Source organism: Acinetobacter sp. Li1LvA2 (assembly GCF_056156705.1).
Genome location: NZ_JBSICF010000005.1, coordinates 10823 through 29854, shown reverse-complemented (window position 1 = coordinate 29854; position 19032 = coordinate 10823). Strand labels below are relative to the sequence as shown.

16 protein-coding genes, 3 tRNA genes and 1 pseudogene are annotated in these 19032 nt (G+C 39.6%); 10 read left to right on the top strand and 10 right to left on the bottom strand.

The window, feature by feature from the left end:
- Positions 1-75 precede the first annotated feature (75 nt).
- Positions 76-1584: a glycerol kinase GlpK gene (gene glpK / locus ACS604_RS11365; protein ID WP_474771825.1), complete on the bottom strand. Its 1509-nt coding sequence runs from the start codon at positions 1582-1584 to the stop codon at positions 76-78.
- A 372-nt stretch (positions 1585-1956) separates the two neighbouring features.
- Here glpK and ACS604_RS11360 point away from each other — a divergent pair, with 372 nt between their 5' ends.
- Together ACS604_RS11360 and ACS604_RS11355 are read left to right on the top strand one after the other, a co-directional pair.
- Positions 1957-3288: an MFS transporter gene (locus ACS604_RS11360; protein WP_107883046.1), complete on the top strand. Its 1332-nt coding sequence runs from the start codon at positions 1957-1959 to the stop codon at positions 3286-3288.
- Positions 3289-3404: 116 nt separating this feature from the next.
- Positions 3405-3827, top strand: a complete 423-nt coding sequence (locus ACS604_RS11355) for a hypothetical protein (RefSeq protein ID WP_005307920.1) — start codon at positions 3405-3407, stop codon at positions 3825-3827.
- A gap of 21 nt (positions 3828-3848) precedes the next feature.
- Here ACS604_RS11355 and ACS604_RS11350 read toward each other — a convergent pair whose 3' ends face one another.
- Together ACS604_RS11350 and folD are read right to left on the bottom strand one after the other, a co-directional pair.
- On the bottom strand, positions 3849-4517 hold the full coding sequence (locus tag ACS604_RS11350) for a class I SAM-dependent methyltransferase (protein WP_174758604.1): 669 nt from the start codon (positions 4515-4517) through the stop codon (positions 3849-3851).
- Positions 4518-4750: 233 nt separating this feature from the next.
- Positions 4751-5599 (bottom strand): bifunctional methylenetetrahydrofolate dehydrogenase/methenyltetrahydrofolate cyclohydrolase FolD, encoded by an 849-nt coding sequence (gene folD, locus ACS604_RS11345; RefSeq protein ID WP_005307926.1) that lies wholly within the window; start codon positions 5597-5599, stop codon positions 4751-4753.
- 152 nt (positions 5600-5751) lie between these two features.
- Between folD and ACS604_RS11340 the strand changes: the two genes are divergently transcribed.
- A tRNA-Cys gene (locus ACS604_RS11340) sits at positions 5752-5825 on the top strand.
- An 11-nt stretch (positions 5826-5836) separates the two neighbouring features.
- Positions 5837-5922: transfer RNA gene (locus tag ACS604_RS11335), tRNA-Leu, on the top strand.
- 102 nt (positions 5923-6024) lie between these two features.
- Here ACS604_RS11335 and ACS604_RS11330 read toward each other — a convergent pair.
- Positions 6025-7788: an alkaline phosphatase D family protein gene (locus ACS604_RS11330; RefSeq protein WP_474771824.1), complete on the bottom strand. Its 1764-nt coding sequence runs from the start codon at positions 7786-7788 to the stop codon at positions 6025-6027.
- Between the two features lie 196 nt (positions 7789-7984).
- Between ACS604_RS11330 and ACS604_RS11325 the strand changes: the two genes are divergently transcribed.
- Both ACS604_RS11325 and ACS604_RS11320 read left to right on the top strand, forming a co-directional pair.
- Positions 7985-8070, top strand: a tRNA-Leu gene (locus ACS604_RS11325).
- Positions 8071-8146: 76 nt separating this feature from the next.
- Positions 8147-8488 carry a hypothetical protein gene (locus ACS604_RS11320; RefSeq protein ID WP_474771823.1) on the top strand — a complete coding sequence of 114 codons (342 nt, stop codon included), beginning with the start codon at positions 8147-8149 and terminating at the stop codon, positions 8486-8488.
- On the opposite strand, the gene ACS604_RS11315 is transcribed toward ACS604_RS11320, so the two are convergent.
- From ACS604_RS11315 to rlmE, 4 genes are all read right to left on the bottom strand, one after another.
- Positions 8489-8803 carry a DUF5713 family protein gene (locus ACS604_RS11315; RefSeq protein WP_005307931.1) on the bottom strand — a complete coding sequence of 105 codons (315 nt, stop codon included), beginning with the start codon at positions 8801-8803 and terminating at the stop codon, positions 8489-8491.
- Between the two features lie 132 nt (positions 8804-8935).
- Entirely contained in the window at positions 8936-9787 is an 852-nt protein-coding gene (gene folP, locus ACS604_RS11310; protein WP_216069917.1) for a dihydropteroate synthase, read from the bottom strand.
- Positions 9788-9925: 138 nt separating this feature from the next.
- Entirely contained in the window at positions 9926-11821 is a 1896-nt protein-coding gene (gene ftsH, locus ACS604_RS11305; protein ID WP_034591375.1) for an ATP-dependent zinc metalloprotease FtsH, read from the bottom strand.
- Between the two features lie 133 nt (positions 11822-11954).
- Positions 11955-12605 (bottom strand): 23S rRNA (uridine(2552)-2'-O)-methyltransferase RlmE, encoded by a 651-nt coding sequence (gene rlmE / locus ACS604_RS11300; RefSeq protein ID WP_004790464.1) that lies wholly within the window; start codon positions 12603-12605, stop codon positions 11955-11957.
- 199 nt (positions 12606-12804) lie between these two features.
- Here rlmE and yhbY point away from each other — a divergent pair, with 199 nt between their 5' ends.
- Positions 12805-13128: a ribosome assembly RNA-binding protein YhbY gene (gene yhbY, locus ACS604_RS11295; RefSeq protein ID WP_004790462.1), complete on the top strand. Its 324-nt coding sequence runs from the start codon at positions 12805-12807 to the stop codon at positions 13126-13128.
- A 16-nt stretch (positions 13129-13144) separates the two neighbouring features.
- Positions 13145-13681: a DOMON-like domain-containing protein gene (locus tag ACS604_RS11290; protein ID WP_004790459.1), complete on the top strand. Its 537-nt coding sequence runs from the start codon at positions 13145-13147 to the stop codon at positions 13679-13681.
- A 59-nt stretch (positions 13682-13740) separates the two neighbouring features.
- On the opposite strand, the gene ACS604_RS11285 is transcribed toward ACS604_RS11290, so the two are convergent.
- Positions 13741-14328: a hypothetical protein gene (locus tag ACS604_RS11285; protein WP_004790458.1), complete on the bottom strand. Its 588-nt coding sequence runs from the start codon at positions 14326-14328 to the stop codon at positions 13741-13743.
- 29 nt (positions 14329-14357) lie between these two features.
- A pseudogene (locus tag ACS604_RS11280) lies at positions 14358-14515 on the bottom strand (hypothetical protein).
- 123 nt (positions 14516-14638) lie between these two features.
- Here ACS604_RS11280 and carA point away from each other — a divergent pair.
- Entirely contained in the window at positions 14639-15778 is a 1140-nt protein-coding gene (gene carA, locus ACS604_RS11275; RefSeq protein ID WP_004790455.1) for a glutamine-hydrolyzing carbamoyl-phosphate synthase small subunit, read from the top strand.
- A gap of 14 nt (positions 15779-15792) precedes the next feature.
- Entirely contained in the window at positions 15793-19023 is a 3231-nt protein-coding gene (carB, locus tag ACS604_RS11270; protein WP_004790453.1) for a carbamoyl-phosphate synthase large subunit, read from the top strand.
- Positions 19024-19032: the final 9 nt, after the last annotated feature.

The window sequence follows — 19032 nt, the reverse complement described above, 5'->3', positions numbered from 1 at the left end:
AATCAATTTTAAATAACCAAGTATTTACCGTTAATTGATTACCCTACTATTGAATTTAACCAGTTAAAGAACAGATCAATCCTCAGCCCAACTTTGACTACGCTTCACTGCCTTCAACCAACCTTTATAAATGACTTCAGATTGCTCAGAAGACATTTTGGGTTCAAATACTTTTTCTATCGTAGACTTATTTCTTAACTCATGAAGATCCTGCCAGAAACCCGTTGCCAATCCTGCAAGAAAAGCTGCACCCAAAGCAGTAGTTTCTTTCATTATTGGGCGTTCTACTGGGGTCGCTAAAATATCGGCTTGAAATTGCATCAAGAAATTATTTTCCGTTACCCCGCCATCGACTCTAAGTGTGCGAAGCTCTTCTTCTGCGTCTTGCTGCATGGCATCAAGTACGTCTCTTGTCTGGTAGGCAATTGATTCTAAAGTCGCACGAATAATATGTTCTATACTGGCTCCACGAGTAAGCCCAAAGATTGCCCCACGTGCTGTCGGATCCCAATAGGGAGCGCCTAGACCTGTAAAAGCAGGTACAACATATACACCATTGCTGTCTTTTACACGTGTTGCATAAAGCTCAGAGTCTTTAGCGTTCTTAATCACTTTTAACTCATCACGTAACCACTGTACGCAAGAGCCACCATTAAACACGGCGCCCTCTAAAGCATAGTTCACTTCACCATTTGCGCCACATGCAATCGTCGTCAGCAAGCCATGCTCTGAAAGAACAATCTTTTTACCCGTGTTCATGAGTAGAAAACAGCCTGTGCCATAAGTGTTTTTTGCTTGCCCGGGTTCTACACACATTTGCCCGAAAAGTGCAGCTTGTTGATCACCTGCAATTCCTGCAATTGGAATCCCTACTTCTTGCCCACTGATGGTATGTGTGTATCCATAAACCTCAGATGAACTACGAACTTCAGGTAACATTGCTCTAGGAATATCTAAGGCTTGTAAAAGTTTTTCATCCCATTCGAGCTTTTCAATATCAAAAAGCATGGTTCGCGAAGCATTGGTAAAATCAGTGACATGGGCTGCGCCATTGGTTAATTTCCAGATTAACCATGTGTCCACCGTACCGAACAATAACTCTCCTCGCTCAGCGCGCTCACGGCTTCCTTCTACATGGTCCAAAATCCATTTTATTTTGGTAGCAGAAAAATAAGGATCAATAACTAAGCCAGTTGTTTTACGAATATATTCTTGCCAACCCGCTTTATGCAATTGATTACATATTTCAGTTGTCTGCCTGCTTTGCCAAACAATCGCGTTGTAAATCGGCTTGCCTGTTTTCTTATCCCATACAATTGTGGTTTCCCGCTGGTTTGTAATCCCAATTGCTGCAACTTGTTCACTCTTGATGCCAGCTTGAGCTAAAGCTTCTACCCAAACAGCACTTTGTGTGGCCCAAATTTCCATAGGATCATGCTCAACCCAACCTGGCTGCGGATAAATCTGAGTAAATTCTTTTTGAGCAATACTTACAACGTTAGCATCATGATCTAAAACAATTGCTCTTGAGCTTGTTGTTCCCTGATCAAAAGCAACAATATATTTTTTCGGGCAATTTGACATCTGAATGTCCCTTTCATTATCCACACACATCTAGTCCACAATGCCAAGACATCATGCCTAACTGTATTTATTTAAAATTTTCTTTGGAATATATCATTATTTTTAAGAGATATAGGTTTTCTTGGCTTAAACATTACGCATTCTTTATCACTTTTTACTACTTGGAAAAAATAGTATGTCAAAGATTGGAGCAAGACTATAAAAATGAGCTGATCGGCTAATTTGAAATCACATGAATATTCAACGTATTCCTTTGCTTAAATAATAAACATTGTTTTACAGACATAAAAAAAATAAAGTGAAATACTCCTCTGGATAATATGTAAAAACGGAATAAAACTTCTCTTTTTTAGCATTCAACCCAAGCGAAACATGGAGCGACTCATGGTTGATCAACCTTCTACCGCAACAACTCCGCATTCTAATTTAGATACAAAAACCCGGCTAAAATCAATTTTGGGCGGTTCCGCGGGTAACCTTGTCGAATGGTACGACTGGTACGTATATGCCGCATTTACGCTCTATTTTGCTCATGCATTTTTCCCAAAAGGAAGTCAAACAGCTCAACTTCTTCAAGCAGCTGCAATTTTTGCTGTAGGTTTTTTAATGCGCCCAATCGGTGCATGGATTATGGGAATCTATTCAGACCGCAAAGGACGTAAAGCAGGTCTCACACTTTCCGTTACTTTGATGTGTGTAGGCTCACTTCTTATTGCTGTGACGCCAAGTTATGAAAGTATTGGTGTATTTGCACCTCTTTTATTAGTTGTCGCTCGTTTAATTCAAGGCTTGAGTGTAGGCGGTGAATATGGTGCCAGCGCCACCTATTTAAGTGAAATGGCTGAAAAAAATCGACGTGGTTTTTTCTCAAGCTTTCAATATGTAACTTTAATTGCAGGACAACTGACAGCCCTATGTGTTCTTTTAATATTACAAATGGTATTAACCGAACAACAGTTGCATGATTGGGGATGGCGCATTCCATTCTTTATTGGCGCTTTACTTGCCATTGTTGTGTTCCGTATTCGTCGTGGCTTATTAGAAACACAATCTTTTAAAAATGCTCAAGCTGAAAAAGACCAACCACAATCAGGCATGTTTGCTTTATTCAAACACTACCCTAAAGAAGCTTTTACAGTATTATTTTTAACAGCTGGCGGAACTTTAGCTTTTTACACCTATACTACTTACCTACAAAAATATTTAGTGAATACCTCCGGATTTACAAAACCCGAAGCCACTCAAATTACCACGTTAGCGCTATTTATTTTCATGTGCTTACAACCTGTAGCAGGTGCTTTGTCAGACCGAATCGGACGTAAACCCCTTATGATTGCCTTTGGTGTAACTGGGGTTTTATTTACTTATATTTTATTTAATACCCTTGCAACCACACATAACTATTGGACTGCGTTCTGGTTGTGCTTGGCAGGTCTAGTGATGGTAACGGGTTATACATCAATTAATGCTGTGGTTAAAGCAGAGCTCTTTCCTGCACATATTCGGGCTTTAGGGGTAGCTTTACCCTACGCGATTGCCAATACATTATTTGGCGGTACAGCAGAGTTCTTTGCTTTAAGTTTTAAAGAAGCTGGACATGAATCTTGGTACTTTATTTATGTGAGTATTATGATCTTCATTTCACTTATTATTTATATTTTTATGAAAGATACTAAGCATCATTCAAAAATTAAAGAACATTAATATTTTAACAAAAGAGCTAATATCGCCAGCCGATGTTAGCTTAAATCATGCGATTAAGCCCCAACAATCACTGTGTTTTATGAGATACTAGAGATAAGAATATAAGGATGATACTGATGAATAGAAGTATTTTATGTTTGGCATTAAGCAGTATGTTTGTTTTAACCGCTTGTCAGACCACCCCTCGACAATACAATGGTTCAACTGGCTATCAGATTGAAAACCAAACAAAAACTTCGGCAACTTTAGCTTACACATTAGCTAGCCGCACTAATCAGCAGTTAGATGAACGTAAATTGCAACGTGCTTGTCAAAATGTATTAGGCGCTCAAAAAGTTTATAAATTATCAGTTCTAAGCATTAATGAGATTTCAAACCCAGCTCAACAAGAACATTATGGTGTTCAATTGGGTGAAACTCGTGCCTCATTTGGTTTATCGAATACGCCAAGCTTAAACAATGGTGAAGATTATGCGACTCGCCAAGCACTTGAAGCACGTCCAAGTACGTTAAAAGTAGTTCGTTATACTTGCTCATAATATAAATAAGACGCTGTTCTTTTACAGCGTCTTATAAAAACTTACATTTCTAAATTCTTTAGCCTCATCAAGATCTGGCCATGTTGATGCACTTCTTTCATCAATTTTCTGATATTTTGGATGACTAAAGTTTTTAACACGGCTATCTGCGACCCAAACCTCTGGCGCAAATTTCAAAAATTCATCTAAAAAGAAACGGTTGCACTGGTCATACAACACATCAGCAGCCAATAAAACATCAACTTGCTCTGCTTTATATAAATCGTCCAGATATTCCAGTTCAACATCATTCAACAAAGCATTTTCACGGCAGGCAGCAAGACTAACTTGATCAATATCACAACAAATTACTCTTTTAGCACCAGCCATTTTAGCTGCAATTGCGACTACGCCCGAACCGGCTCCGAAATCCAAAACAACTTTATCTTTAACATGATGTGGCTCTGCAAGTAACCACTGCGCCATTGCTAAACCAGATGCCCAGCAAAAAATCCAATATGGCGTGTCATTCCAGATTCGGCGAATAACCTCATCATCTAAGCGATCGGTTGGGAAAACGGGTGGAATCAACCACAAGGAAATAGGTGTTTCTGGTAACTGCTGTACCATCAACTCACAATGAGGAATGACTTCATGCAAGGCTTGAAGTAAATGTTCAGGGGCTTTGGTAAATTGAAAGGTGCAGCTCATAAATAAGCTCAACAATTTATAATTACTATTTGATACGCGTTAACGTCATCCGCAATTGTTCGAGGCAGCACTACATTAGACTAAAATGTTTCTGCGACCCATCTATAGCTATCCAGTAGCTGACGAGTTTTGCGGATGACAAATGGTTTTGGTTACTTTTCCCGAAAGAAAAGTAACATACGAGCTCCTAACATTTGCGTTAAATGGTAGGACGCCGTCGTGAATAAATTAAATTAACCTAAAGCTTTTTCAGCAGCTTCTACAGTTTGACGAATCAAAGTTGTAATTGTCATTGGACCAACACCACCTGGTACTGGTGTATAAGCAGAAGCAATTTCTTCGATACCTTGAAGCTGGATATCGCCTACACCACCGCCATCACGAGGATGGAAACCAGCATCGACAACCACTGCACCTTGTTTAATCCAGTCTTTTTGGATAAGTTCAGCCTTACCCACAGCACCAACAATAATATCAGCCTGTTTAACAAGTTCAGCTAAATTTTGAGTACGTGAATGACAAATCGTTACTGTTGCATTCGCTTGCAAAAGCATCATTGCCATTGGTTTACCTAAAATTGCTGAGCGACCAACCACAACTGCATGTTTGCCCGCAATTTCAATGTTGTTTTCTTTTAGAATGGTCATGATGCCAGCTGGAGTTGCTGAACCATATGCAGCTTCACCCATTGCCATACGACCAAAACCAAGACAAGTTACGCCATCTACATCTTTAGCTAATGAAATCGCATCGAAACATGCGCGCTCATCAATTTGTGCAGGAACTGGATGTTGTAGAAGAATACCGTGAACATCTGGATTAGCATTAAGCTTTTCGATTTCAGCTAATAATTGTTCTGTTGTAGTTTCTTGTGATAACTCAATTTTTAAAGAATCCATGCCTACTCGACGGCAAGCATTTCCTTTCATGCGTACATAAGTTGCAGATGCGCCATCATCCCCAACCAAAATAGTCGCTAAAATTGGGGTACGACCTGTTTTAGCTTTTAAAGCTTCAACACGTACTGACAAATTTTCTTCAATTTGCTTTGCTAATGCACGACCGTCTAAAACCAATGCCACAGCACATCTCCAAGGTAGACATGAATTTAATGTGCCAATAATACATGATTATTTGGACAAATTTATTCTAGATGTTGCTTTTATGTTCATCTTATCTCAAAACAGTATTGTTTTTTTTCTAAAGGTTGCTAATATGTGCATCACCAAATGTAGGCGGGGTGGCAGAGTGGTCATGCAGCGGACTGCAACTCCGTGGACGCCGGTTCGATTCCGACCTCCGCCTCCAAATTTGGTAAAGCCCGGGTGGTGAAATAGGTAGACACAGGGGATTTAAAATCCCCCGCCCACAAAGCGTGCCGGTTCGAGTCCGGCCCCGGGCACCACTTTCTAGTATAGAAATTGGTGCAATAAAAAATCCAGCGTAAGCTGGTTTTTTTATGCCTAAAAAAAGGATACTTATTAGTACCCCTTTCCCAGCCATATATTTAAGCAGTTTTTTGCTTATCTTGTTCAGGCGTTAAATTCGCATCTAACATTAATTGATAGTGTCGACTTGAATCTACTTTATATTCTGCATTTTTAATTGAATCTACAAAAATCCAATCCGATTGCACTTGCGTATCATCGAGCGTAACCACCAAATAACCACGTTGATTTAAATTACAATACGTCAATTCATCGATAAGCGTAGTAAAGGCAAATTCAAACTTTTGTAACTGATCCAAAGGAATACTTAAATACTTTTCAAGACCCGGTGAAGAAACCGAGCTTGTCGCCAGTTCAACACCGACATACTTCCCTTTTTGGCTATACAAGTAAGATGCCCATGCATTATGAGTATCGCCGGCCAAAACAATAATTTTCTTATTAAACTCTGCCAATTTATCATACACAAACTCTCGCTCAGCATAGTACCCATCCCAAGCATCGAGATTATATGGAACTAAAGTTGTGACTCGCGCTTTTTCTTGAATAGTTAAAGTTGGATCACCCTGCTCTAATCGCAATTTCAATGTGACTAATTCTGTAATTTGCGCATTCATTTTAGCTAACGCATCTGGCGAAGTTCCACCTGAAGTAATTTGCCCCAGAGAGACCAACAACTCAGCAGGAACCCACATTTTACTCATTAAGACTTGCTGACCAACCACATTCCAGGTTGCTGTAGATTGCTTTAATTTATCAATCAACCAATCTCTTTGCGTATACCCCATTAAAGTACGCTTTGAATCTGTTAAATCAACCTGAAATTTTTGTGCATCTAAACCAGAAGCTGTCATGTAATCTTTGTATTCAAGCTGTTTATCTCGCGCAATAATGCGTGTATCTAACATCGTTAGCTCAACCAGTGATCCAAAATTAAACTGACGATAAATATTGAGATGATCTGTATTAGAAACAGGGCGAATTGGCATCCATTCGAAATAAGCCTGTAGAGCAGCTAACTTACGATCAGAAAAAAGCCCTTCATTATCTTGATGGTTTTCCGCACCATCGCGCCAAGTATCATTTGCTAACTCGTGATCATCCCAAATCACAATAAAAGGATGATGCTGATGAGCTGCCTGTAAGTCTTTATCTTGACGATACAGCGCATAACGCTTGCGGTAATCATCTAATTTAATAATTTCTTTATTATTATCTGATGGCAAAGTACGGCCCAGTTTTGCAGCATCTTCCGTTGCATAGCCATCAGCCCCATATTCATAAATGTAATCTCCTAAATGAATAACTACATCCACATTCTGTTTTGCTATTTCACGATAAACGTAAAAGTAACCCGCAGGATAGTTAGAACAAGAACATACTGCAAAGCTGACCTTATTGGTACTTACAGGCAAAGTTTTAGTTTGACCAACAGGTGAAGTTTTATTACCAAAATGGAAACGGTAATAATAAATGGTATCCGCCTGTAGTCCTGTTGCATCTACTTTCACGGTAAAATCATCTGTCTTAGTCGTTTGAACCACACCAGTCTTTAAATTCAGCTTAAACTGGTCATCGGTAGCAATTTCCCAAGTGACCTTAAGGCGCGCACTAAGATCTACCGGTGTTAAACGCGTCCATAAAATTACTTTATCCTGCAATGGGTCGCCACTTGCAACGCCATGCAAAAAATCTGCTTGTGCCTCCGAACTTTCTTCATCGGAACCATCATTACAACCCGTAAAAGCTACCGGCAAAGATAGCGCCCCAAAACCGAACAGACTTTTTTGAATTAATTCTCGGCGTGAAATTTTCTCTGACATAAAATTACCTAAGTTTTAAGCAATGAGTGTCTTAAACTTAAGTAGATAAGATGAACAAGTGATCTCAGTTTAATGAATAAATCATGACATAAATTGGTTAAATTATATAAATACCAACAAGAACTGATTGAAAATAAAGCAAACTATCTGATTTTCTCTTGCCAATCGCGAACTTGTCCTCTATTATTGCGCACATGCCCGGGTGGTGAAATAGGTAGACACAGGGGATTTAAAATCCCCCGCCCACAAAGCGTGCCGGTTCGAGTCCGGCCCCGGGCACCATTTTCAAATATTGAATTTGGTGCTACAAAGAATCCAGCGTAAGCTGGTTTTTTTATGTCTAATGAAAATGAATTTTATGATAAGAATATTATTACTTCTGTGTACCACCCTTTCTATAACAAACGTTTATGCTACAGATCTTTTCTCAGGCACCATTTCTTTTAAAGATAACCATTGGTATTTTTCACGTTGCTCTATTACCCAAGACGATTATTTAATTAAAGCACCTGAACAGATTCTAGATAAATTTAAAGAATTGGAACAAAAACGAGAAAATTATTGGGTCAGTTTATTAGCAGATGCAAATTATCAAGAGAATGGTGTTTTAGTTTTAAAAATTAAAAAAATAGATGAAATTCATTTAAAAGCATCTTGTCATTTATTAGATGCTTTTGAAGGTATTGAGAATCGAGAGTAATCACCACTCTCGATTCATCACCAGCTCTTCCATTTCAAGGTCTAAATATCCTGCATCCTGTGCCACCATCATCATTGCTTCAGCAATATAGTCAGCAGCACTATCATCCAAGGAAGAATCTAGATCTTCGAACTGAGGTTTCATTTCATTGATTTCAATTACAGTTTGATGAGCATATCGATAAATATCCTGATCAGCTAAAGCAGGCTTCTGAACTTTTTTGGCAAATTGTTCAATTAACTGCTTGAGTTCAGCGACTAAAATATCTGGATAATACTCATCATCAAACATTGGGAGAAGTAAGTCTTCGAACATACAAAAGTTTACACAGCAGCAGAAACCTGCCGCTTATAACATATTTTCAAAATAATAACGACAATTTTCCCTGACTCAATCATCTACCCCATGAAATTAATCAATCATGGCCTGATTATAAAAGTCTATTTTTTAAGCTTGTGTCATCGCTTTCCAAACAAGAATTGCATCATGCATGGCTTTTACATCATGTGCACGAACAATTGATGCTCCTTGCTGAATACTAAGCAAATGCCCCGTAACGCTTCCTACTGCACGCTCATCTGCAGCTACGCCGTGTAAAGCTTCACCAATAAAACGTTTACGGGAAAGACCTGATAAAATTGGATAACCCATTTCACTAAGCTTCCAGAATTCATTTAACAGTCTTAAATTTTGCTGCGCATTTTTTGCAAAACCAAACCCAGGATCAATAATAATATTCTGTTTTTTTACACCCGCAGTTAAAGCCTCTTCAACACGCTGCTGAAGCTCTTGCATCACGTCCAGTGTCACATTCGCATATTGATCTAGCTGATTCATTGTGGTTGGCTCACCACGCATATGCATGATCACCACAGGGATATCCAACTCTACTGCCGTTTTTAAAGCATTTGGTCGAGTAAGAGCACGTACATCATTCCAAATATGAGCACCCGCTTCTTTTGCTGCACGGATAACATCTGGCTGACTCGTATCAATTGATAAAATCACATCATGTTTAGCTAAAGCTGCAACTACAGGCACAACCCTTCTAATTTCTTCTTCTACACTTACCTCAGATGCCCCTGGACGGGTAGATTCCCCACCAATATCAATAATGGTAGCACCCTGCTCTATCATGACTAGCGCATGTGCAATAGCTTGGTGCACTTGATTATGTTTTCCACCATCACTAAAAGAATCTGGGGTGACATTTAAAATACCCATAACATGAGGCTGTGATAAATCCAACTGAAGCTGCCCACATTGTAAAATTTGCTGAGGTAAAGGCATTAACTGCATGACAAGCTCCAATTTAATATTCGGCAACATTTTAACAAGACTCTGATCAATATACTGCTGATTTCTTTTCGGCTTTGTCTGAACATACATGCATAAAAAAAGAGCCACATGACTGTGGCTCTTTTGCTTAACTAATTTTTAGTTCATTGCTGGTAATGGTGGTGGTGTAGATGGACCATCTTTTGGTGGTTCAAATGCAGCCACTGGATTTTCAGCAACATAGACTTTAGGTGGTTGTGGCTCACGACCTTCCATAATGTCACGAATTTGATCACGATCAATGGTTTCCCATTCCATCAAAGCTTTTACCATTGCATGGGCAATATCTTTATTACCTTCTAAGATATTACGCGCAACTTTATATTGCTCATCAAGAATACGGCGTACTTCTTCATCAACTAACTGTTGAGTTGCTTCAGAAATCGTACGACTTCCTACATTTCCAAAGAACCCATTCTGGTTTTCATCTTCGTAAACCATTACGCCCATTTTGTCAGACATACCGTACTTAGTAACCATTGCTCGCGCCATTTTAGTAGCTCGCTCAAAGTCATTTGAAGCACCAGTAGATTGCTGTTGGATAAACACTTCCTCAGCAATACGACCACCAAACAAAATCGCAATCTCATTTAGCATCTTGTCTTTATAATGGCTAATCTGGTCTTGTTCAGGTAACTGCCAAGTTACACCCAAAGCCCAACCACGTGGCATGATCGTTACTTTATGAACTGGATCTGTACCAGGCAAAATCTCTGCAACAATTGCATGACCAGCTTCATGATAAGCAGTTGCACGACGCTCTTCTTCACGTAGAACCATCGACTTACGCTCTGGACCCATGTAGATTTTGTCTTTTGCATCTTCAAAGTCATGCATGTCGACCGTATTCTTATTACGGCGTGCAGCAAATAATGCAGCTTCATTAACAAGGTTAGCCAACTGTGCACCAGAGAAACCTGGCGTACCACGTGCTAACACTTTCATGTCTACACCTGTAACTGAAGGTAATTTTTTCAAATGTACATTCAGAATTTGCTCACGACCACGAATATCAGGTAAACCAACCATTACTTGACGGTCAAAACGACCTGGACGTAATAATGCTTTATCAAGCACATCAACACGGTTAGTTGCAGCAATAACGATTACGCCTTCATTACCTTCAAAACCATCCATTTCCACAAGCATCTGGTTTAAGGTTTGTTCACGTTCATCATGACCACCACCTGTACCCGAACCACGGTGACGACCAACTGCATCAATCTCATCAATAAAGATGATACATGGCGCGTGACGCTTCGCTTGCTCAAACATATCACGGACACGGGACGCACCCACACCCACGAACATTTCTACAAAGTCAGAACCTGAAATGCTGAAGAAAGGAACCTTCGCTTCACCAGCAATTGCTTTAGCTAATAATGTTTTACCAGTACCCGGAGGACCAACCATAAGTACGCCACGAGGAATAGTCGCGCCCAAACGTTTGAATTTTGCAGGGTCTTTTAAGAAATCAACAATTTCAACAACTTCTTGTTTTGCTTCATCACAGCCGGCGACGTCAGAAAAATTGACTTTGATCTGGTCTTCAGAAAGCATTTTTGCCTTCGATTTACCAAAACTCATCGGTCCATTCTTTCCGCCTGCACCACCACCCATGTTACGCATAAAGAACATGAATAACAAAATGATTAACAGTACAGGGAAACTAGCAATGAGAAGTTGCATCAAAATGCCTTGACGTTGTGGAGCTGTTCCCTCAACAACAACATTTTGTTTATTTAAGCTTGGCATAAGCTCAGTGTCTTCAACTTGCGGACGAACAGTTTCAAACTGTGATCCGTTAGTTTTTTCACCATTAATATTTAAACCGTCAATTGTGACTTGCTTAATTTGGCCACTATTCACCGCTGCAACGAAATCTGAATATTTCATCGCAGTAGGCTTGTTGCGGTCACTGATATTACTGAAAATTAAAATCAGAACACCAAGTATTATTAGCCACAATACGGCATTCTTGAAGTAATCGCTCAAAGCTTTATTCCCATATCGATCTAATTTGATCATGCCCAATCTTGGCCGATCGTCATAAAAGCAGCAACTGTATTGCTTGCGGATAACCTAAAAGTACAAAATGCACAATTTTTAGGAGCTTGGCAAGTAAACTTTATTGCAATGCTTTCTTACGCCCTTGTCCAACCAAAAAAACTTCTTTAGATCGTGCACGAGAAGCTGCTGGTTTTACTGTTTTTAACACATCAAAACTATCAACTACTTGTTTACGAAACTCATCAAATCCTGCACCTTGGAACACTTTAACCACAAGTTGTCCATTAGGACCAAGAACCTTTTGAGCAAAATCTAAAGCCAGTTCACACAAGTAAATCTGTCTAGGTTGATCAACAGCCCTATTACCAGATGTATTGGGGGCCATATCAGAAATTACAATGTCTACTTGTCGCCCATTTAAAATATTTAACAATTTTTCAAATACATCTTCTTCTCTAAAGTCGCCTTGTAAGAAAGTGACATCAGGCAAAGCATCCATAGGCAAAATATCGGAAGCAATCACTAAACCTTTGCTACCAACAAGTTTCCCAGCGATTTGAGACCAACTACCAGGAGCCGCGCCTAAATCTACTACCGTCATGCCTGGCTTGATCAGCTTATATTTTTCTTGAATTTCAAGAAGTTTATAGGCCGCTCGAGCACGATACCCTTCCTTTTGAGCTTTTTTAACAAAAGGATCGTCTAGATGTTCTCTCATCCACGCACGACTACTTTTCGACAATTTCTGGTTTGTAATGCGTGTTGCCATAACTCACTAAATATCAAAAAAACTTCTGATCGTTCATTGTACGTGAAAATTACTCTCATTACAGTACGGATGTAGCGTAATCTCACTAAGTTTTACAGTTTTTTTCCAATAATGTTGATCGATTATTTATACAGTTTTTCGTACATCTGGATTTAAGTTTTTTGCTATACTAAGCCGTTTTTAAAATCAGGTATTTTTAATGGCCGCTTTATCTATCCATGAACGTAAACGTTTACGTCAAATTGGTCATGTGCTTAATCCAGTTGTCATGATTGGTGGACAAGGCTTAACAGACGCGGTAATCGAAGAAACGCTTCGTGCTTTAAACGACCATGAACTTATTAAAGTTAAGATTGCTGGTGAAGACCGTGAAGCGCGTACTGCAACAATTGAAGCAATTGTAGAAGCAACTGGGGCAGAAGCTGTGCAAAAAATTGGTAAAATTGTTTTGCTTTACAAAAAAGCTGCTAAACAAAACCAGCACTTGTCTAATCTTGTTCGTCACGCTCACTTAGCAAACTAATTTAATTTGACAAACTATGGCAAGTTACGAACTTTCAGCTTTTGATCGTTTTCATGCTGTTTCCGTTGTTGGCGCAATTGAACAGCAAGCACCCTATACTTTAAATATCGGTTTTTGGATTCGTGATCCAAATCAACTTATTATCTGGCCTCAAGAAGTCGCGGCTCATCCTCGTCAAGATTTTTTGTGGGAAGAAACTTGTTTCGAAATTTTTGTTGGCGTGCATGATGAAGATTATTATCGGGAGATTAATCTTTCCCCTTCTCAAGCATGGCAGTCATATCAGTTTGAAGAATATCGCTATCCAGAAAGTATACCTCCCCTTGCTGCTTATGATATTGAACTGAATCATCTCAAGCGTACTCACTATGGCTTAAATGTTAGTCTCGATTTAGGGCAATTTATGCAACAGCATCGCTTGAAATGGGCAAACCTTTATTTAGGTTTAACTACAGTTTTAAAAACCAAAGAAGGTATGCAGTACTATGCAATGCAGCATAGTGGAAAAAGTGCAGATTTCCATAATAAACGTGACTGGTTACATCAGTTCTAAAAATAAAAAAGCGAGAAATTAATTCTCGCTTTTTTATAGCTGGACCAAAGCAGAGATCATTAATTGTCTCGTGCTTTATTCCAAGCTTCGACTGCATTATTTTTAGTACGTTTAATACTTTCACTTAGAGAATCTTTGTGTTTCAAAGAAATCTGGCTAATATCACCTTTAAGCTCTTTGCTCACTTTTGTTAAATCTTCAATAAGCGCATTAATTTCTGCTTTCAAAGCATTTTTAAGATCAGATAAACCTTCTTGCGAAGTACTAAACTGAGCCTTAATCACATCAAGACGTTGTAAAATATCTTGTTTAATTTGGACAAATTGATTTTGAATATTTTTATTTAACTCGTGAGTTTCAGCTTCAATTTTCTCTTGAGCCTCGCTTAAAACTTCTTGGACTTGTTCTTGAGTTTCAGCAATTGCCTCTTTTACCTGAGCTTTAGCTTCAGTAGCAACTTCTTTAACTTGCTCAGTTTTTTCAGCAACAGTTTCTTTTACCTGTGCAGTTTTAGCAGTTACTGTTTTTTTAGCCTTAGTTGTAGTTGCAGCTATGGCTTCTTTCACTTCAGCAACCTCAGCTTTTACCGACTCCACTACTGCTTGAGTTTTTTCACTCACATCTTTTGAAACTTCATTATTGCTCATACTATTTCCTCATATTGTTTATTTTTTAACTAGCAATACAATAAATCCAGTTCCAAGAATTCTCCTTGCAAATTGTTAGACAATTTATCAAAAGTATCTAATTCAGATAAGCGGATATTTTTTTGTAAAAAGCAAGCAATGAATTATATTTTTTAGCAGAAAAGAAATAGACTTTAGAGGGTTCCATGCGTATAATGCGCTGTTAAGTTACAAGCGGGCAGACCGATAGGGAGGGCATGTTTTATCCAAACATTGCCGATCTTTTTTGGGTCTACTCGCTTTTTTACAGCCGAAATTCAGGAGCTTTGGTTTGAGCATCCCCGCCATTTTAGCCCTCGCAGATGGAACGATCTTTAAAGGAACGTCAATCGGCGCAACGGGAAATACGACTGGAGAAGTCGTTTTTAACACAGCCATGACAGGCTATCAAGAAATTTTGACTGACCCAAGTTATGCACAACAAATTGTGACATTAACTTACCCACATATTGGTAACACTGGTTGCAACGCGGAAGACGTTGAATCTGGTCGTATCCATAAAGTATGGGCGAATGGTTTAATTATTCGTGACCTTCCTCTACTACACAGTAACTTCCGTGCTGAGCAGTCATTGAGTGAATATCTGCAAGAACACAATGTTGTTGCAATCGCAGATATCGATACGCGTAAATTAACACGTATTTTACGTCAGACGGGTGCACAAAACGGATGCATCCTTGCTGGTGAAAATATTACTGAAGAAGAAGCAATTGCAAAAGCTCGTGCTTTTGGTGGCTTAAACGGCTTAGACCTTGCAAAAGAATGTTGTGATCCAACTGGTTTTGAATGGTCTGAAGGTTCATGGACCTTAGGCCAAGGCTTCTCTCAACCTGAATTAAAATATCATGTAGTTGCATACGATTACGGTGTCAAAACCAACATCTTGCGTATGCTTGCAGACCGCGGTTGCAAACTAACCGTTGTTCCTGCAGAAACTCCGGCTGAAAAAGTATTGGCACTTAATCCGGATGGCGTATTCCTCTCAAATGGTCCTGGCGATCCAGCTGCTTGTGATTACGCAATCGAAGCTGTAAAAACTATTGTTGAAACCACAACATTACCTGTATTTGGTATTTGCTTAGGCCACCAAATCTTGGCACTCGCTTCTGGTGCAAAAACTGTAAAAATGAACCATGGTCACCACGGTGCTAACCACCCTGTACAAAATCTTGAAGATGGTACAGTGATGATTACTTCACAGAACCATGGTTTCGCTGTAGATGCAGAAACTTTACCGGCTAACTTAAAAGCAACACATAAATCATTGTTCGATGGCACCTTACAAGGTATTCACCGCACAGACAAACCAGCTTTCAGCTTCCAAGGTCACCCTGAAGCGAGTCCTGGTCCACATGATTGTGCACCTTTGTTCGATCATTTCATCGAACTTATCGAAGCATCTAAACAGTAATTACGGAGCGAATAATGCCTAAACGTACGGATATTAAAAGCATCTTAATTATTGGTGCTGGCCCGATTGTGATTGGACAGGCATGTGAGTTTGACTACTCAGGTGCTCAAGCATGTAAAGCACTTCGTGAAGAAGGCTATCGTGTTATTTTGGTTAACTCTAACCCAGCTACCATCATGACAGATCCTTCAATGGCTGATGCAACTTATATTGAGCCGATTACTTGGCAAACAGTTGCACAGATTATTGAAAAAGAACGTCCAGATGCAGTATTACCAACTATGGGTGGTCAAACTGCATTGAACTGTGCCCTCGCACTTGATGAGCATGGTGTTCTTGAAAAATATAATGTTGAGTTAATTGGCGCAAGCAAAGAAGCGATTGAGAAAGCCGAAGATCGTAAACTCTTCGATATCGCTATGCGTAAAATTGGATTGGAATGTCCAAAAGCTGCCATTGCTGAAACAATGGAAGAAGCTTTAGCAATCCAGTCACGCTTTGGTTTCCCAGTAATTATCCGTCCATCATTTACAATGGGTGGTTCGGGCGGTGGTATTGCATATAACCGCGAAGAATTCCTTGAAATTTGTGAACGTGGTTTTGACCTCTCTCCTACTCACCAGTTATTGATTGATGAATCTTTAATTGGCTGGAAAGAATACGAAATGGAAGTTGTTCGTGACAAAAACGACAACTGTATTATCGTATGTGCGATCGAAAACTTTGACCCAATGGGCGTTCACACGGGTGACTCAATTACCGTTGCTCCTGCTCAGACATTAACAGACAAAGAATATCAATTGATGCGTAATGCTTCGGTTGCAGTTCTTCGTGAAATTGGTGTTGAAACAGGTGGTTCTAACGTTCAGTTCGGTATTAACCCGAAAGATGGACGTATGGTTGTCATTGAGATGAACCCACGTGTATCTCGTTCATCTGCTCTTGCTTCTAAAGCAACAGGTTTCCCAATCGCAAAAATCGCAGCAAAACTTGCTGTTGGTTATACCCTTGATGAATTGAAAAATGACATCACTGGTGGCGTGACTCCTGCAAGCTTCGAACCATCGATTGACTATGTTGTAACGAAGATTCCTCGTTTTAACTTCGAGAAATTCCCGCAAGCTGAACCAGTTCTTACCACTCAGATGAAATCTGTTGGTGAAGTCATGGCAATTGGCCGTAACTTCCAGGAATCTGTACAAAAAGCATTACGTGGTCTTGAAGTTGGTGTAAGCGGTTTCGATGAAAAAATCGAAGCTGGCGCAACAAATGCAAAAGAAACCATTTTAAAAGAGCTTAAAGTTCCAGGCCCTGAGCGTATTTGGTATGTAGCAGACGCTTTCCGTCATGGTTTCTCTTTAGATGAAGTGTTTGAAGCAACCAAAATTGATCGTTGGTTCCTCATTCAAATTCAAGACATCGTTAAAACTGAAGCTGAAGTAAAAGCTTTAGGTTTTGGTGACTTAAACGCTGACAATATCCGTGCTTTCAAACGCAAAGGTTTATCTGACCTTCGTATTGCGCACCTCATGGGTATTTCACAAAAGCAATTCCGTAAACAACGTTGGAACTTAGGTGTTTATCCTGTTTACAAACGTGTTGATACATGTGCTGCCGAGTTTGAATCTGGTACTGCATACATGTATTCAACTTACGATGAAGAGTGTGAAGCAAATCCATCAAATCGTGACAAGATCATGGTTATTGGTGGTGGTCCAAACCGTATTGGTCAAGGTATCGAATTTGACTACTGCTGTGTACACGCTGCATTAGCTATGCGTGAAGATGGTTATGAAACAATCATGGTTAACTGTAACCCTGAAACTGTTTCTACTGACTACGATACATCAGATCGTTTGTACTTCGAACCTGTAACACTTGAAGATGTACTTGAAATCGTACGTACAGAGAAGCCAAAAGGCGTGATCGTACAGTACGGTGGTCAAACACCTCTTAAATTGGCACGTGCTTTAGAAGAAGCTGGTACACCAATTATTGGTACATCACCAGATGCAATTGACCGTGCAGAAGACCGTGAACGTTTCCAGCAAATGATCCAACGTTTACAGCTTCGTCAACCAAACAACAGCATTGTAAAATCTGCTGAAGAAGGTATCTCTGAAGCTGCGAAAGTAGGTTATCCGTTAGTTGTTCGTCCATCTTATGTATTAGGTGGTCGTGCAATGGAAATCGTATACAACGAAGAAGAACTTAAACGTTACCTTCGTGAAGCAGTTCAGGCATCTAACGAAGCTCCTGTTCTTCTTGACCGTTTCCTTGATGATGCAACTGAAGTTGATGTTGACTGTGTATCTGACGGTAAAGACGTTGTGATCGGCGGCATCATGCAGCACATCGAACAAGCAGGTATTCACTCAGGTGACTCTGCATGTTCAATTCCTCCTTATTCTTTATCTAAAGAAATTCAGGATGAAATGCGTCGTCAAACTGTTGCGATGGCAAAAGAACTTGGTGTGGTTGGTTTGATGAACGTTCAGTTCGCAGTTAAAGGCGATGATGTTTACGTTCTTGAAGTTAACCCACGTGCTTCACGTACAGTTCCATTCGTATCGAAATGTATTGGTGATTCTTTAGCAAAAGTAGCTGCACGTTGTATGGCTGGTCAATCTCTTGAATCTCAAGGGTTTACTAAAGAAATCATTCCAACACACTTTGCTGTTAAAGAAGCTGTTTTCCCATTCGCTAAATTCCAAGGCGTAGACCCAATGCTTGGACCTGAGATGAAATCTACAGGTGAAGTAATGGGTGTTGGTAAAACATTTGGTGAAGCATTCTATAAAGCTGTTTTAGGCTCAAATGATCGCTTACCAGGTTTACCAACTGAAGGCGAAGTAAAACATGCTTTCTTATCTGTACGTGAATCTGACAAGAAATATATTGCAGATATCGCTAAGAAATTAGCTGCATATGGCTTCAAGCTTATTGCAACAGGTGGTACATACCAAGTGCTTAAAGAAGCAGGTTTAGAATGCGAATCTGTGAATAAAGTGACTGAAGGTCGTCCACATATTGTTGACCGCTTGAAAAATGGTGAAATACACCTTATTGTCAATACCACTGAAGGTAAACAAGCTCAATATGATTCTGCAATGATTCGTCGTGCTGCCCTACAAGGCAAAGTGTATTACACAACGACTATCAATGGTGCAGAAGCTGTTTGCCAAGCTTTTGATGTGAAATTGCCAATGGATGTATACCGCTTGCAAGATTTAACTGTAGGTTAATTTGTTACC